This window comes from Nonomuraea sp. NPDC050022, from assembly GCF_044460705.1.
GTDB lineage: Bacteria > Actinomycetota > Actinomycetes > Streptosporangiales > Streptosporangiaceae > Nonomuraea.
This window is the reverse complement of sequence record NZ_JBITKE010000010.1, coordinates 1-14,338: the sequence shown is the minus strand read 5'-3', so window position 1 is coordinate 14,338 and position 14,338 is coordinate 1. Positions and strand designations below refer to the sequence as shown.

15 protein-coding genes and 1 rRNA gene are annotated in these 14,338 nt (G+C 68.8%); 8 read left to right on the top strand and 8 right to left on the bottom strand.

Going from position 1 to position 14,338, the window contains the following annotated elements; translation table 11 throughout:
• The first annotated feature begins 9 nt into the window (after positions 1–9).
• The 4 genes from ACIBO2_RS38005 to ACIBO2_RS37990 all read left to right on the top strand — a co-directional run bounded on the left by ACIBO2_RS38005 (position 10) and on the right by ACIBO2_RS37990 (position 5,091).
• Positions 10–717 carry a TetR/AcrR family transcriptional regulator gene (locus tag ACIBO2_RS38005; protein ID WP_397303286.1) on the top strand — a complete coding sequence of 236 codons (708 nt, stop codon included), beginning with the start codon at positions 10–12 and terminating at the stop codon, positions 715–717.
• Positions 718–730: 13 nt separating this feature from the next.
• The gene (locus tag ACIBO2_RS38000; RefSeq protein WP_358534888.1) at positions 731–2,350 is read left to right on the top strand and encodes an AMP-binding protein; all 1,620 of its coding nucleotides are present in this window, start codon (positions 731–733) and stop codon (positions 2,348–2,350) included.
• Positions 2,351–2,411: 61 nt separating this feature from the next.
• Entirely contained in the window at positions 2,412–4,028 is a 1,617-nt protein-coding gene (locus ACIBO2_RS37995; protein WP_358534886.1) for a PucR family transcriptional regulator ligand-binding domain-containing protein, read from the top strand.
• Positions 4,029–4,050: 22 nt separating this feature from the next.
• The gene (locus ACIBO2_RS37990) at positions 4,051–5,091 is read left to right on the top strand and encodes a methyltransferase (protein ID WP_397303282.1); all 1,041 of its coding nucleotides are present in this window, start codon (positions 4,051–4,053) and stop codon (positions 5,089–5,091) included.
• A 51-nt stretch (positions 5,092–5,142) separates the two neighbouring features.
• Here ACIBO2_RS37990 and trpS read toward each other — a convergent pair whose 3' ends face one another.
• Together trpS and ACIBO2_RS37980 are read right to left on the bottom strand one after the other, a co-directional pair.
• Positions 5,143–6,105: a tryptophan--tRNA ligase gene (gene trpS, locus ACIBO2_RS37985; RefSeq protein WP_397303804.1), complete on the bottom strand. Its 963-nt coding sequence runs from the start codon at positions 6,103–6,105 to the stop codon at positions 5,143–5,145.
• Positions 6,106–6,330: 225 nt separating this feature from the next.
• Entirely contained in the window at positions 6,331–6,474 is a 144-nt protein-coding gene (locus ACIBO2_RS37980; RefSeq protein WP_397303280.1) for a hypothetical protein, read from the bottom strand.
• 198 nt (positions 6,475–6,672) lie between these two features.
• On the opposite strand from ACIBO2_RS37980, the gene ACIBO2_RS37975 reads away from it, so the two are divergent.
• The gene (locus ACIBO2_RS37975; protein ID WP_358534878.1) at positions 6,673–8,151 is read left to right on the top strand and encodes a phosphodiester glycosidase family protein; all 1,479 of its coding nucleotides are present in this window, start codon (positions 6,673–6,675) and stop codon (positions 8,149–8,151) included.
• Positions 8,152–8,750: 599 nt separating this feature from the next.
• Here ACIBO2_RS37975 and ACIBO2_RS37970 read toward each other — a convergent pair.
• Positions 8,751–9,806, bottom strand: a complete 1,056-nt coding sequence (locus ACIBO2_RS37970; protein ID WP_397303276.1) for an aldo/keto reductase — start codon at positions 9,804–9,806, stop codon at positions 8,751–8,753.
• A 55-nt stretch (positions 9,807–9,861) separates the two neighbouring features.
• Here ACIBO2_RS37970 and ACIBO2_RS37965 point away from each other — a divergent pair, with 55 nt between their 5' ends.
• Entirely contained in the window at positions 9,862–10,290 is a 429-nt protein-coding gene (locus ACIBO2_RS37965) for a MerR family transcriptional regulator (protein WP_358534874.1), read from the top strand.
• Positions 10,291–10,294: 4 nt separating this feature from the next.
• On the opposite strand, the gene ACIBO2_RS37960 is transcribed toward ACIBO2_RS37965, so the two are convergent.
• The 3 genes from ACIBO2_RS37960 to ACIBO2_RS37950 are packed head-to-tail and all read right to left on the bottom strand — an operon-like array spanning position 10,295 to position 12,108.
• Complete coding sequence (locus ACIBO2_RS37960) at positions 10,295–10,807, bottom strand: SRPBCC family protein (protein WP_358534872.1); 513 nt, start codon at positions 10,805–10,807, stop codon at positions 10,295–10,297.
• A 20-nt stretch (positions 10,808–10,827) separates the two neighbouring features.
• Positions 10,828–11,154, bottom strand: coding sequence for a metalloregulator ArsR/SmtB family transcription factor (locus ACIBO2_RS37955; protein ID WP_358534870.1), 327 nt, complete (start codon positions 11,152–11,154; stop codon positions 10,828–10,830).
• Between the two features lie 48 nt (positions 11,155–11,202).
• Entirely contained in the window at positions 11,203–12,108 is a 906-nt protein-coding gene (locus tag ACIBO2_RS37950) for a LysR family transcriptional regulator (RefSeq protein WP_358534868.1), read from the bottom strand.
• 72 nt (positions 12,109–12,180) lie between these two features.
• Here ACIBO2_RS37950 and ACIBO2_RS37945 point away from each other — a divergent pair, with 72 nt between their 5' ends.
• Together ACIBO2_RS37945 and ACIBO2_RS37940 are read left to right on the top strand one after the other, a co-directional pair.
• On the top strand, positions 12,181–12,582 hold the full coding sequence (locus tag ACIBO2_RS37945; RefSeq protein WP_358534866.1) for a RidA family protein: 402 nt from the start codon (positions 12,181–12,183) through the stop codon (positions 12,580–12,582).
• Positions 12,583–13,069: 487 nt separating this feature from the next.
• Positions 13,070–13,423, top strand: a complete 354-nt coding sequence (locus tag ACIBO2_RS37940; RefSeq protein ID WP_397303272.1) for a DUF2809 domain-containing protein — start codon at positions 13,070–13,072, stop codon at positions 13,421–13,423.
• Between the two features lie 419 nt (positions 13,424–13,842).
• Here the strand turns inward: ACIBO2_RS37940 and ACIBO2_RS37935 are convergent, their stop codons facing one another.
• Positions 13,843–14,037, bottom strand: a complete 195-nt coding sequence (locus ACIBO2_RS37935; protein ID WP_397303269.1) for a hypothetical protein — start codon at positions 14,035–14,037, stop codon at positions 13,843–13,845.
• Positions 14,038–14,247: 210 nt separating this feature from the next.
• A 5S ribosomal RNA gene (gene rrf / locus ACIBO2_RS37930) occupies positions 14,248–14,338 on the bottom strand; the annotation flags it as partial.

The following is a 14,338-nucleotide window of genomic DNA, read 5'->3' as shown; positions in this document are numbered from 1 at the left end:
CCTGGAGGCGTGACCAGCAAGCAGTACAACTCCGTGTGGTTCCGCGAGCAGCGCAAGCCGGCCAGCCCCGGCCCCGGCCGCAGCCGCGCAGAGATCGTCGCGGCCGCCATAGAGCTGCTCGACGACGAGGGCCTGGCCGGGCTGAGCATGCGCAAGCTCGGGGCGAAGCTCAGCGCGGGGGCGACCAGCCTCTACTGGTACGTGGCCAACAAGGACGAGCTGCTGGAGCTGGTCTACGACGAGATCTGGGGCGAGATGATGGCCCCCGACCCCGAGGAGGTGGGCTGGCGCGACGCCGCCTCGGTCATGGCCCACAGCATGCGCCAGGTGATCCTGCGGCATCGGTGGTCGGCCGACCTCATCGGCCGCCTGCCGGCGCTGGGGCCCAACGCGCTCATGATCTCCGACCAGACGCGCAAGACGTTCAAGCTGGCCGGGTTCGCGGGGGCGGACATCGACTACGCCAACGCGGCGCTCACCGCCTTCGTGTTCGGCATGACGATCCCCGAAGTCGCCTGGGACACCGCGATGGCGGGCTACGACTACGACGGGGACGAGCTCCGCCAGACCGTCGCCAAGGCCGCGGCCGATTACCCCGACCTCTCGGAGGCGATCATCGCCACCGACTACGAGGATCCGCGCGCGATGCGCGAGCTGTGCTTCGACTTCGGCCTCGTGTCGGTGCTCGACGGCCTTGAGAGGCGGCTGGCAACGTAGCAGGATCCCGAACATGAGCGATTTCCGTGCCGCACGTGACCTCCTCCTCGAAGCCGACTATCCGACGGCTCGCCGCGAGTTCCGCTGGCCGGAGCTGACGGACTTCAACTGGGCGCTCGACTGGTTCGACGGTGTCCTGGCCGCCGAGACCCCCGACGCGGTCGCGCTGAAGATCGTCGGCAAGGTCACCTACACTTTCGCCGAGCTGTCCGCCCGCTCCAATCAGGTGGCCAACTGGCTGCGCGAGCAGGGCGTACAACGGGGCGACCGGATCCTGCTCATGCTGGGCAACCAGGCCGAGCTGTGGGAGTCGCTGCTGGCGGCCATGAAGCTGGGCGCGGTGATCATCCCGGCCACGACCCTGCTGACCGCCAAGGACATCGTCGAGCGCGTCGAACGCGGCGGCATCTCCCACGTGATCGCGAACGCCTCCGACGCGGGCAAGTTCGGCGACGGCGGCTACACCAGGATCGCGGTCGGCGACGCCTACGGCTGGCTGCCCTACGCCGAGACCCGCGAAGCGGCCGCGGACTTCTCCCCTGACGGGCCGACCCGGGCCGGCGACACGCTGCTGCTCTACTTCACCTCGGGCACGACCTCGCAGCCCAAGCTGGTCGAGCACACGCACGCCTCCTATCCGGCGGGCCACCTGTCGACCATGTTCTGGATCGGGCTCCAGCCCGGCGACGTGCACCTCAATGTGTCCTCGCCCGGCTGGGCCAAGCACGCGTGGAGCAACGTGTTCGCGCCGTGGAACGCGGGCGCCACCGTGCTGATCCACGACTACCAGCGTTTCTCCGCCGTCGCCCTGCTGGAGGTGCTGCGCGACGAGCGGGTCACCACGTTCTGCGCGCCGCCGACCGTGTGGCGGATGCTCATCCAGGAGGACCTGGCTTCCTGGCGGCTGCCCCTGCGTACGGCCGTCGCGGCGGGCGAGCCGCTCAACCCGGAGATCATCGACCAGGTCGCCAAGGCGTGGGGGCTGACGATCAGGGACGGCTACGGCCAGACCGAGACCACCGCCCAGGTGGGCAACGTGCCCGGCGAGCCGGTCAAGCCGGGGTCGATGGGCCGGCCGCTGCCCGGCTACGACGTCGTGCTGCTCGACCCGATCACCGGCGAGGTGGGCGACGACGGCGAGATCTGCCTGCCGCTGACTGACCGCCCCCTCGGCCTCATGTCCGGATATGTCGGTGGATCTAGTGAAGCGATGCGGGGCGGTTACTACCACACGGGCGATGTCGCGACCCGTGACGGCGACGGCTACATCACCTACGTCGGCAGGACCGACGACGTCTTCAAAGCCTCCGACTACCGCATCTCGCCCTTCGAGCTGGAGAGCGTACTCCTGGAGCATGAGGCCGTCGCGGAGGCGGCCGTGGTGCCCGCGCCCGATCCGGTGCGTCTGGCCGTACCCAAGGCTTACGTGACGCTGGCGCCCGGATTCGAGGCGGACGAGGCGACGGCCCGCTCCATCTTCCAGCACTCGCGGCGCGAACTGGCGGCGTACAAGCGCGTGCGCAGGCTGGAGTTCGGTGAGTTGCCCAAGACCATCTCCGGCAAGATCCGGCGAGTGGAGTTGCGGGAGCGGGAGGCCGCCCAGGAGTTCAGGGAGGACGAGCTGGGCTCGTGACCGGCACTCTGTAAATGGGTACCTATCCGATCTTACAGGCTGATCGGCTAGGCTCGGGCGCGTGCTTCCGACCATCGCCGACGTCCTAGCCCTGGACACCGTCCGCCGCGGTAACCCGCGCGTGGTCGCGGGCGGCGACCGGCTGGACACCAAGGTGCGGTGGGTGCACGTCGGCGAGATCGCCGACATCGCCCACCTGCTCCGTGGCGGGGAGCTGGTGCTCACCACGGGAGTGGCGCTGCCCGAGGACCCGGAGAAGCTCGCCGACTACATCGGTGAGCTGTCCGCCGTCGGCGCCTCCGGGCTGATCGTCGAGCTGGGCCGCCGATTCGTCCGCGAGCTCCCCCGCGCGGTGGTCAAGACGGCGGAGGAGCACGGGCTGCCGCTGATCGTGCTGACCCGCGAGACGCCGTTCGTGCAGATCACCGAGTCCGTGCACGAGCGGATCATCGACATCCAGCTGGAGGAGCTGCGCGCCTCCGAGCAGCTGCACGAGGTCTTCACCGAGTTGTCCGTGGAGGGCGCCTCACCCGCCGAGGTGCTCGTCCAGGTGGCCCGGCTGTCCACCCGACCGGTCCTGCTGGAGAACCTCGCCCACCAGGTGCTGGCCTGCGAGTCCGCGGGCCGCGACGCCGGCGCGCTGCTGGCCGGCTGGGAGAGCAGGTCGCGCGCGGTCGCACCGGCCGAGCGGACCGCCTACGACGCCGCCTCCGGCTGGCTGGTCACCACGGTCGGCGCGCGCGGGCAAGACTGGGGCCGGCTGATCCTGCTCTGCGAGAGCCCGCCGTCGCCCCGCGACCTGGTGCTCGCCGAGCGCGCCGCCACCACGCTCGCCCTGGGCCGCCTGCTCGAACGCCACCAGGAGTCCCTCGAACGCCAGGCGCACGGCACGATCATCACCGGCATCCTCACCCACGCCTACGCCGATCCGGACGAGGCCGCGGCCCGCGCCCGCGCCGTGGGCGTGCCGCTCACCGGCCGCAAGCTGGTCAGCGTCGTCATCCGGCCGACCGAGCCCGTCGAGCAGGCGCTCGACGGGCAGGCGCAGCTCGGCGAGCTGGCCGAGGCCACCGCCGCCGCCTGCCGCGACGCCCGGCTGCCCGCCCTCGTGGGCGCGCTCGACCAGGACCGCGTCGGCGTCCTGCTCCCCCTGCCCCCGCGCTCGGGCGCCGAGCCCGCGCTGACGGCGCTCGCCGATCGGCTGCGCGTCCTGTGGAAGCCCGGCGCCGCGTTCGTCCTGGCCTCGGGCTCGGTGGTGGAGTCGATCAGGGACGTACGCCGCAGCTTCCTCGAAGCCGAGCAGGTGGCCGACGTCGCCGTCCGGCAGCCCGACGGCCGGGCCTTCTACCGGCTGCCCGACCTGCGCCTGCGCGGGCTGCTCCACCTGCTGCGCGACGACGCCAGGCTGCAGACGTTCGCCGAGCGGGAGCTCGGACCGCTGCTGGCGCACGACGCGCAGCGCGGCGGCGACCTGGCCCGCATCCTGCGCATCTATCTGGACGCGGGACGCAACAAGGCGGTGGCCGCCCAGAAGGCCCACCTGTCCAGGCCCGCCTTCTACGACCGGCTGCGCCGCCTCGAACGCATCCTCGACACCGACCTGGACGACGTCGAGTCGTGCCTGTCCCTGCACGTGGCACTGCTGGCGCTGGAGTCGTTCCGCCGGGACAGCAGATAGCATTTCGGCTTACCGTCGCGATGTGCCCTTATTCGGCAATCCCCTGGAAGCGGCGGCGCACCGCCTGTCAATCCTGCCCCCGATGCTCGACTACTTCGGCGTCATGGGCCTGCACGCGCTGATCGCGGGGATGCGGCTCGGCCTCTTCGACGCCCTGCGCGGCGGCCCCGCGACCGCCGCCGACCTCGCGCGATCGCTCGGCCTGGACCCGCACGCGACGGACGTGCTGCTGCGCGGGCTGGCCGGTCTCGGCTACCTGCGCGCCAGACGCGGCCGCTACCGGCTGACCCGCACGGCGCGCGTCTGGCTCACCTCCGACTCCCCCGCCTGCCTGGCCGAGGGCCTGTACTTCTGGGAGCGCACCGCCTGCGTGATCTGGCCCCAGCTCGAACGGACCGTACGTGACGGATCGCCCGTCACCTCGCTGTACGCGCTGACGGAGAGCGAGCCCGAGCTGTCGCGCTCGTTCCAGGCGTGGACCGCCGCCGTGGCCGGCCGCCAGGCTCCCGCCATCGCGGCCGCCATCCCGGTCCCCGCGGGCGCCACGCGGATGCTGGACGTGGGCGGCGGCCATGCCCTTTACAGCGTAGAGCTGCTGCGGCGGCACCCGGGACTGCGGAGCACCGTGATCGACCTGCCCGAGGCCCTCGCCTCGGCGGCGGCCCACCCCCGGCTGACGCTGCGGGCCGGCTCGTTCCTCGACGAGGACCTGGGCGGCGGGTACGACGTGATCCTGCTGTTCAACGTCATGCACTGTCTCGACGACCAGGAGGTGGTCACCCTGCTGGCGCGGCTGGCAAAGGCGCTCAACCCCAGCGGCACGATCGCGATCGGCGACCAGTTCGGTGACAGCCTCATGCCGGGCCGGGCCAGCCGCACCCTGCTCCATCTGCTCCACCTCAACTACCTGGTGGCGGGCGGCGGCCGGATACGTGACTACAAGGAAGTGGCCCGCCTGCTCAGGGAGGCCGGCTTCACCAGACCGCGGCACCGCCGCCCCCTGAGATCCCCGGCCACCGAACTGGCCATCGCCAAAGCCCCGCGCTTCGTACCTACCCGCTAGAAGCCCAACGCCGCTCGTACCTGCCCGCCAGAAGCCGGTCGCCCTTGCCCGTCAGAAGCCCATCGCCGCCCGCACCTCCCCGAGGGTGACGATCGCCCGCTCACGGGCGCGCTCATTGCCGTCCGTCAGCACCTGCCTGGCATCGGCCGCCGAGTACTCAAGGCGGCGCTTCCTCATCGGGCGGAGGAACTCGTTGACGGCCTCCGTGACCAGCCGTTTCAGTGTGGCGGCCCCGCCGTTCCCGATCTCCTCGGCGATGGACTCGGGCGCGCGGCCGAGGCAGAGACCGGCCAGGGTGAGCAGATTCGCCACCTCCGGCCGATTCGCCTCGTCGAAGGTGATGAGCCGCTCGGAGTCGGTACGGGCCGCGCGGATCAGCGCGGCCGTCTCGTCCTCTGTGGCGGACAGGGCTATCGCGTTGCCCCGGCTCTTGCTCATCTTGCCGCCGTCGAGACCCTTGAGCAGCGGCCGCGCGCCCATCATGGCCTCCGGCAGCGGGAAGACGGGCCCGTAGCGCTCGTTGAAGCGCCGCGCCACCAACCGTGTCACCTCAACGTGCGGCAGCTGATCCTTGCCGACCGGCACCAGCGTGCCCTTGCAGAACAGAATGTCGGCCGCCTGATGCACCGGATAGGTGAACATCAGGCCGTTGACCGCCTGCTGCGTACTGTGCGCGATCTCGTCCTTGACGGTCGGGTTGCGGCTCAACTCGGCCACGGACACCAGGCTGAGGAAGGGCAGCAGCAGCTGGTTCAGCTCTGGGATCGCGCTGTGCTGGAAGATCGTCACCTTCGCGGGGTCGAGCCCGATGGCGAGGTAGTCGAGGACCAAGCTGGTGATGTTCTGCTGGATCGCGCCGGGAAGATCCCGATCGGTGATCACCTGATAGTCGGCGACCAGCACGTACATCGGATGGACGTTCTGCAGGGCGACGCGGTTGGCCAGCGTGCCGAAGTAGTGGCCCAGGTGGAGCGGCCCTGTCGGGCGGTCTCCGGTGAGCACGATGTGGTCCATCATGGGTTCCTTTCTTCAGGTCATGCCGTCCCGAAGAAGAACCCACGCACCGGGCCCGTCCTGAGGACGGCCCGAGCATGCGGAGATCAGCGGCCGTCTGTCGGCCGCCACCACATGCTGATGCGTGTCATGCGCCCCATTGTATGGGTCAGCGCACTTGTAGTTGTAGGGGTAGGCGCAAGCCGCACAGAACCCAGAAGCTGTGCGGCTTGCGCCGGCTCGTTGTCACTCGTGAGGATCGCGCGTCACGACGGGGCGGGTCCGGTCGTCGGAATACATCACCCATCCGCGCGGACGGGTGACGAACGCGCCCAGGATGAACCCCAGAACCACGCTCGCGATGATCACAAGGAGGATGCTCAGCCCCATCACGGCTGCCTCTCGGACTGGTACGCCGCTCGGTCGCGGCCTACCGCACGGTAACGCCGCGCCCACAGTGCGCGCAGGAAAATCCCCCGAGGGATGTCAATCTTGTAACCTCTCAGACCGTTTAGCGTGTTTCCCCGCCTCCGCCACCATGATCTCGCCAGGATGGGTCGGTTCCTTTGCCCGCCCTCTGGAGTTTTCATGTCTCGACGCACCCTCGCCGTCGGCTTCTCGCTAGCCACGGTCCTCACGGCGACGGCTGTCCCCAGCGCAGCCGCCGAGCAGGTTTCGGTCTCGTTCCCCTCGGCCAAGTTCCCGCTGGGCGTGCCGGCCGTACCGGCCAAGACGATGACCAGCGTGGCGCCGGGCATCGACCTCTGGAATGTGAAGGCGGGCAAGGCGACCGACGGCTTCACCGTCACGGTCCTGATGCCGAGCGGCCGCGACTATGGCATGCAGCAGACAGCCGAGGCCAAGGTCGCCGAGGTCGAGGCCACGGGCGAGACGGCCAGCCTGCAGAAGGTCGTCCGGCCGAAGGTCGCCGACGCCGACGCCCAGACCGTCTACATGGTGCGGGTCGGCCTCTGGAAGTTTGAGGAGAAGGACAAGGCCGCCGAGACGGCCAAGAAGCTCAAGGACGCCGGTCTGAAGGTCAGGGTCGACTACGTCGGCGACGACGGCATGAAGACCACCGGACCCTGGGACGTCAAGGTGGTCATGATCGACGCCAGGAAGTTCCGCGGCTCGTACACCTCCACGCTCGGCACCAGCGTCGCCGCCCGCGAGACCGTCTCCTCGATGGCCAAGGCCAACAAGGCGCTCGCGGCCGTGAACGGCGGCTTCTTCAACATCCACACCGCCAAGAACCTGCGCGGCGAGCCCGTCGGCATCTCGGTGGTCGGTGGTCGACTGCTCAGCGAGGCCGTACCGGGCCGCTCCGCCGTCGTGCTCAAGGGCCGCACGGCCCGCATCACCGAGCTCAAGTCGACCGTGACCGCGATCGCGCAGGACGGCCAGAAGCTGGTGGTCAACGGCGTCAACCGCGCCGCGGCGGCGGACGAGCTGATCCTCTACACCGCGGAGTACGGCGCCAAGACGCCCACGGACAACGGCGCCGACGCCGTGCTCGACGCCAACGACAAGGTCGTGGCACTACGCGCGCCGGGCGCCGAGGTACCGGCCGGGTCCCGGGTCCTGCACGGCTCCGCCGGAATCGCCGCCGAATGGCTGAACGCGCACGCGGCGGAAGGCGGAACCGTCAAGATCGACACCAAAGTCGTGGACGTACGGGCTGGCAAGGCCCTCAAGCTGACCCCCGACCTGAGCGTCATCGGCGGCAACGTCGGCCTGGTCAGGAACGGCCAGGTCAAGATCACCGCCAAGCGCGACGGCCACGACTCCGTGAACATGATCCTCCGCCGCCACCCGCGCACACTGCTGGGCACCACCCGCAACGGCAGCCTGATCCTGGCGACCATCGACGGCCGGCAGCCCGGCGTGTCGGTGGGGGCCAACTTCGTCGAGGCGGCCCAGTTCATGCGCTGGCTGGGCGCCAAGCAGGCGGTCAACCTGGACGGCGGCGGCTCCACCGCGATGGTGGTGGGCAACAAGCTGGTCAACCGCCCGTCCGACGGGGTGGAGCGCGGCGTCGGCGACGCCCTCCTGGTCCTGCCGAAGTAACCACCCACCCGTCTTACGAAGAGACCCCGACCTGACGGGCCGTCCCCTTCCACCCCCGGAAGGGGACGGCCCACCCAGGACCCCAACCACCACGGACCGCGCCCCCGCTACCCCGAAGCGGGTATGACCCCAGCCACCACGGACCGCCTTCTTTCGCTTCCCCGAAGGGGGAATCCCTCCTCGGGGACCCCGGCCACGACGGACTGTTTCCTTCCACCCCTCGGAAGGGGGGAATCCCTCCTCAGGGACACCAACCACGACGGACCATTTCCTTCCGTCCTTTGGAAGGGGATATCCCGCCCAGGGACCCCAACCATCACGGACCGCCCCCTTCCGTCCCCGGGAAGAGGAATCCCTCCTCAGGGACACCAACCATGACGGACCGTCTCTTCCACCCCCCGAAGGGGGTATTCCTTCAAGGGACCCCAGCCACCACGAACGTTCACAGGACTAGAGACGGTCGTGTGACGGACCACCCGGGGATCCAGCGGTCACCGCACCAGCCAGGCGAGCACGGCCAGGCAGGCGAGCACGGCCCAGCCGCGCCCACCCAGATCGCCGGCGCACCAGACAACGGCCCTTCAGGGTCCTGCGACCCATCAACCCGCCGCACGCTCCACCAGCGGCCGCCGACGCCGGGCGGGGTCCGACAGCGTCGGCGGGGTCCAGGCGCCGTCCGGGTGGTAGACGTTGGTCCCCGGCGGCACAATCTCGTCGATCCGGTCAAGAACCGCGTCGTCGAGCGTGAGCGAGGCCCCCTTCAGCAACGACTCCAACTGCTCCATGGTCCTCGGCCCAGTGATGACCGACGTGACCCCAGGATGCGCCGCGCAGAAGGCCACGGCGAGCTCCGGCAGCGAGCATCCGAGACCGTCCGCGACCTCGGCCAATTCCTCCACCGCGTCGAACTTGGCCACGTTCCCAGGGATCGAGGGGTCGAACCGGGCCGGCGTGAGCGAGGCACGGCCGGTGGTGAGATCGATGGCCTGCCCCTTCCTGTACCTGCCGCTCAGGAAGCCGGACGCAAGCGGGCTCCAGGTCAGCACCCCCATCCCAAACCGCTGGCAGACCGGCAGCACCGAGGCTTCGATCCCCCGGGCGAGCAGCGAATAGGGCGGCTGCTCGGTCCTGAACCTCTGGAGCCCCCGGCGCTCGGCGACGTGATACGCCTCGACGATCTCGTCGGCCGGAAAGGTCGAGCAGCCGAAGGCGCGGATCTTCCCCGCGCGTACCAGGTCGGTCAGCGCGGAGAGCGTCTCCTCGATGTCGGTCGTGTGGTCAGGGCGATGCACCTGGTAGAGGTCGATCCAGTCGGTCCGCAGGCGCCGCAGGCTCTCCTCGACCTCCTTGACGATCCAGCGCCGCGAATTGCCGCTCCGGTTGCGGCCCTCCCCCATGGGAAAGTGCACCTTGGTGGCGAGCACGACATCGTCGCGGCGTCCCTCGAGCGCCTTGCCGACGATCTCTTCGGACTCACCCGCGGAGTACATGTCCGCGGTGTCGATGAAGTTGATCCCCCGGTCGAGCGCGGTGTGAATGATGCGGACACAGTCATCGCGGTCCTTGTTGCCGACAGCACCGAACATCATCGCGCCGAGACAGTGGACGCTTACTTCTATGCCAGTGCCGCCGAGAGTGCGGTAACGCATGGTCATGCGCGGCATCCTAGGATCTGGAGTCGACTCTAGATCAAGCCCTAACCTGGACGACATGCCGGATATTTTGAGCATTGGGCAGGTCGCGGAGCGGACCGGGTTGAGCGTTCACACGCTGCGCTTCTACGAGCGCGAGGGCATCCTGCACAGTCCGGTGCGCCGCGGAGCCGGCGGGAACCGCGTCTACAGCGAGCAGGACATCGAGTGGCTGACCTTGTGCATGGTCCTGCGCGCCTCCGACATGCCCCTGGCGGCGATCCGCCGCTACACCGAGCTCGTCAGGGAGGGCGCGGGGAACGAGACGGAACGGCTCGCCCTGCTGAGACGGCACCGCGAGTATCTGGTCACCCAGATGGCGAACCTCAGCGAGTGCATGGACCTGATCAACTACAAGGTCGGCGTGTACGAGGACCTCATCGACGAGGGCGCGGCCGATCACTCGTGCAACAGGGAAGCCCTCCCGGCGGACGAAGGGCCAGGCTAGGGCACTATTGAGGAATCTCGGCACCCGACGGCAGGCCGTCCGCGACATAGGCGTCGTAGTGCTCACGCCATGACTCGGCGCTCTTGCCGTGCGGCCCGTCGGCCGGTTGCCCGGCCACGACCTTGTCCAGCTCGGCCAGGCACACCGCCCATCCTGCCGCGTTGCGCGCCGCCGCGTCCTGCGCCTGGATCACGTTGACCAGCGTGAACGTACACCCACCAGCACCATCGGGCGCCAGCTCCAGCCGCAGCTCGTCACCGCCCCACGTGAAGGCGAAGCACCGCGGCGGATCCCAGACCAGGATGGTGCCGGTGATGCTGTCCATATGCGGGTCGCCGGAGAACTCGATCTTCCCGCCTTCCCGCGCGTCCATCGTCACGTTCTGCGGGAACCAGTGAATCAGCTCGCCCGGCTCGGTCACCGCTTGCCACACCCGCTCGATCGGGTGGGGGTACGTGCGCTGGAAGCGCACGGCCGGCCGGCCGTCGATCTCGACGTATGTTCCGCGGTCCATCATGACTCCTTGCCTATGTCTGCTTACCTATGTCGGTCGCCTGTGCCCATCTCATCGAGGTGACGCCCGAGGGTGTCGAGCCGGTCGTTCCAGAGCCGCCGGTACGGGGCCAGCCACTGATCGAGCTCGGCGATCGGCTCCAGATCGATCGCGTAGATGCGACGCTGCGCGTCCTTGCGCACCCGGACCAGCCCCGCCGCCCGGAGCACCCGGAGATGCTTGGAGGCGGTCGGCTGGGTGACACCGAGCTCGTCGACCAGCTCCGTGACCGACCGATCACGCTCACGCAGCAGATCGAGCACCGCTCGCCGATGGGGATCCACGAGAGCCGCCCAGATCACATCGCTCATACCAGCCAACATACCTCATGGCGTATGTACGCATCAAGGCATGTAACACTAACGCGGGCCGGGGAGGCTCTCTCTACCCACGTCCAGAAACCGAGCAACCAGCGGATTCGCATCATCCCGCCGCCAGCACATGGCCACCGTGGTGCGCGCGCTGTCCGGCTCGATCCGGCGATAGGCCACCCCCTTGAGCCTGATCCGCCGCACGCTCGCCGGGGCAAGAGACACCCCGAGCCCCGCCTCGACCAGCGCGGAGACCGTCGCCCACTCCACCGCGTACTGACCGATGCGCGGCTCGAACCCCACCGACCGGCACAGACCCACGATCCGATCGTGAACCGTCGGCCCCGCGTCCCGGTTCAGCAGCACGAACGGCTCCTCCGCCAGCGCCGCGACAGGAACCACCCGCCGACTGGCAAGAACATGACCAACCGGCAGAACCACCACGAACTCCTCCGAAAGCACAACCTCAGCGGCCAGCCCCGGATCGTCAGGCGGCTCCCGCAGGAGCCCGACGTCGATCGAACGCTCCAGGAGCGCGGCCACCTGCGGCGCCGTCGTCATCTCCCTGATCTCCATCTCGACCGCGGGATAGCGATCCCGATAGGCCCGCAGAATCCCCGGCAGAATCGTCAATGCCAGCGACGCCGCGAACCCGACCCGAATGCGCCCGGCCTCTCCCCCACCGACGCGCCGCGCCGCCTCCAGGCCGTCCGCGATCTCGCCGAGCGCACGCCGAGCGGCAGGCAGCAGTTCGTGCCCCGCCGACGTCAGAACGACCCCGCCGGCCCTTCGCTCGAACAGCGGATGCCCCACCCTCTCCTCCAGCCGCCTGATCTGCTGACTCAAGGGCGGCTGCGCGACACCCAGCCGTACGGCGGCCCGCCCGAAGTGCAGTTCCTCGGCCAGAACGGCGAACGCGTAGAGCTGATGCAGCGCGAGCTGAGGACGTTCCATACGCGCAGAGATATCACATCATTCGCTGAGAAGTCTTAGACGTATCACGGCAGTTCGCCTACGGTTCGGCGTATGACAGAAGCACGACGCGCGATCTTCAGCGGCTCCACCTTCGAGGAACAGATCGGATATGCCCGAGCCGTAGTGGACGGCGACTGGGTCCACGTCTCTGGGACCACCGGGTTCGACTACGCGACCATGACGATCTCCGACGACGTGGTCGAACAGGCCGAGCAGTGCCTGCGCAACGTCGGGACCGCGTTGATGGAAGCAGGCTGTACGTTCGCCGACGTCGTCCGGGTCCGCTACCTGCTGCCCGACCGGGAGGACTTCGAGCCGTGCTGGCCAACCCTCCGCCGCTACTTCGGCGAGATCCGACCGGCGGCGACGATGCTCGTGTGCGGCCTCTCCGATCCCCGCATGCGCTTCGAGATCGAGGTGTACGCACGACTCCACGGAACGCTTGCGGTGTGAACGCGCATTGCTCCGCGCAGGGGCACCCACATGGGCGATGCGGTCGCGTCGGTTCGTGTGCACGGTCAGGAACTTCTCCAGGTGGGCGCACAGCATGATCCAGGCGGGCGGTCATGCGGCGTCTGGGTGGGCGGACAGGTCAGGATGGTGATGGACGTGCCGCGCCGCTGCCGGATCCTGGCCGACGCCTACGGATGTCAGACGTCGACCGTTCCCGGCTCATCGAGGTGTTCGCACTGCGGACCCGGCGGGCGTGGTCTCTGATGGAGCAGAGAGCCGAGGAACGGGGTGATCGCTGCGCATGGATGTGGGATGAGGGCATCGGCGATGAGATCGAGCGGTGCGAGGCCTGGCTGGATCAGCCATGGCACTCCAGCGCGGTCGCTGACCTGACGCAATCAGCATGCCACCATAAGGGACGAGCTCTATGATCAGTTCGTCCTGATCGTTGAGATTCGGGGAAGATGTCAATCTCATGCGCCGCGCCATGGTCCTTCTGGGTGGCATCGCCCTCGCCGTCGGCGCGTTCACCCTCTTCTACCGGGGCCCGGGACAACCGTTCATTCGCGGTTACGTGAGCGACGTCGGCGCCACCATGCTGGTCTATGCGTTCTTGGGGCTGCTGTGGCGCACCACCGCCGCACGCCGCACCCTGGCCACGGCCGCGATCGCCGCCGCCGTCGAGTTCTACCAAATAGTCGGCATTACCCCGCCGGGCATCGGCGGTGTCCTGGTCGGCGCGTTCCCCGACCCATGGGACCTGGTCGCCTATGCCATCGGTGTGGTCGCGGCCCTGGCCTGGGAACGCCGATCGGTCCGACCCGATGATCAGACCGGCTGACTCTCGGACGCCACCCCACCGGCACGCTCCACCAAACCGGTTCCAGCAGGAAACCGGTTCCAGCAGGAATGTACGCGCGGATCCCCGTCCTGATCACTATCCCCGGCGCCGCGTCCTGATCACTATCCCCGGCGCCGCCTCCCTTCCGCTGCTTCCCTGCGCCCGCGAAGCCGCGTCCGAGCGCCCGAGCACGGCGCCCCGGGACCACACAAGCGGCGGCCACACAAGGGGAGAAGGAATAGGCGGGGACAGCTGACCGAGACAGACGTCGGAGTGTGACAACCCACCGCCGCAAGCGTGGCGGGCCAGCCCCGCACGCAACCGCGAATGCAGCCGTCCACACAGTGGGGCCGACCCGGATGCGCCAGGTCGGCCCTGTCAGTCGTACATTCACAGCACGACGCAGCTCACAACACGGCCTACTCGATCTGGATGAGGACGCGAGCCGAGTAGCGCCCCGGCATCGTGTCGTAGGCGTCAGGCGCAGGCATAGACATCGTGTCGTACGCATAGGCGTAGGCATTGGCCGGCTTGCCGGGGTCGGAACAATCGAACTTGCCGGCCTTGTAGCCGAAGCTGCCACCCGCGTAGCCGCTGTTGGACTTGGCGGTCACGCTGCCGTTCCCAGTACACCGCGTCAACGCAAAAGAAGGGCCCGCGCCCGACCTCCGCGAACGACCCGGAACGCAGAAGAAGGGCCCACGCGCGCAACGCGGAAGGCCCCACAACGCAGAGAAGAGCCCCACGCGCCACGCGTAAGGCCCCACAACGCGAAAAAGGGCCCCACGCGTCATGCGTGGAGCCCTTCCCCGTGTTCAACGATTGTCCGGCGGTGACCTACTCTCCCACACCCTCCCGAGTGCAGTACCATCGGCGCTGGGAAGCTTAACTTCCGGGTTCGGAATGTAACCGGGT

Bases quoted from the DNA above. Each gene is read 5' to 3' on its own strand.
- ACIBO2_RS38000 (WP_358534888.1), top strand. From the start codon at position 731: ATGAGCGATTTCCGTGCCGCACGTGACCTCCTCCTCGAAGCCGACTAT.
- trpS (WP_397303804.1), bottom strand. From the start codon at position 6,105: ATGGACCACATCGTGCTCACCGGAGACCGCCCGACAGGGCCGCTCCAC.
- ACIBO2_RS37980 (WP_397303280.1), bottom strand. From the start codon at position 6,474: ATGGGGCTGAGCATCCTCCTTGTGATCATCGCGAGCGTGGTTCTGGGG.
- ACIBO2_RS37975 (WP_358534878.1), top strand. From the start codon at position 6,673: ATGTCTCGACGCACCCTCGCCGTCGGCTTCTCGCTAGCCACGGTCCTC.
- ACIBO2_RS37970 (WP_397303276.1), bottom strand. From the start codon at position 9,806: ATGACCATGCGTTACCGCACTCTCGGCGGCACTGGCATAGAAGTAAGC.
- ACIBO2_RS37965 (WP_358534874.1), top strand. From the start codon at position 9,862: ATGCCGGATATTTTGAGCATTGGGCAGGTCGCGGAGCGGACCGGGTTG.
- ACIBO2_RS37960 (WP_358534872.1), bottom strand. From the start codon at position 10,807: ATGATGGACCGCGGAACATACGTCGAGATCGACGGCCGGCCGGCCGTG.
- ACIBO2_RS37955 (WP_358534870.1), bottom strand. From the start codon at position 11,154: ATGAGCGATGTGATCTGGGCGGCTCTCGTGGATCCCCATCGGCGAGCG.
- ACIBO2_RS37950 (WP_358534868.1), bottom strand. From the start codon at position 12,108: ATGGAACGTCCTCAGCTCGCGCTGCATCAGCTCTACGCGTTCGCCGTT.
- ACIBO2_RS37945 (WP_358534866.1), top strand. From the start codon at position 12,181: ATGACAGAAGCACGACGCGCGATCTTCAGCGGCTCCACCTTCGAGGAA.
- ACIBO2_RS37940 (WP_397303272.1), top strand. From the start codon at position 13,070: ATGGTCCTTCTGGGTGGCATCGCCCTCGCCGTCGGCGCGTTCACCCTC.